A 251-nucleotide genomic window follows, 5' to 3' on the forward strand; every position below is an offset into this window, starting at 1 on the left:
GCTTGTTCAGTTGCTTCATCAACTCTATTTTTTAAGTTTGGCGCTCTACGACTTTTATCAATTAACGCATCAAGTCCACCGTCTTCGACGAGTTCTTGATATCGATAAAATGTATCACGGGATACACCCATCACTTTGCAGGCTCTTGATACGTTGCCAAGTTCTTCTGCAAGATTAAGTAAACCCGCTTTGTGTTTAATAATTGGATTGTTAGTATGTAGCATGAGAGTTACCTCTTATATGTTTTGATT

The 251-nt window shown here is 37.8% G+C and carries 1 protein-coding gene; it reads right to left on the reverse strand.

Translation table 11 applies throughout. From position 1 onward, the window contains the following. On the reverse strand, window positions 1-224 hold a 224-nt coding region (locus tag H5087_RS20065), incomplete at its 3' end, for a helix-turn-helix domain-containing protein (RefSeq protein WP_182671652.1). Between the last annotated feature and the right edge of the window lie 27 nt (window positions 225-251).

The organism is Pseudoalteromonas sp. SR43-7 (genome assembly GCF_014163785.1).
Classification (GTDB): domain Bacteria; phylum Pseudomonadota; class Gammaproteobacteria; order Enterobacterales; family Alteromonadaceae; genus Pseudoalteromonas; species Pseudoalteromonas distincta.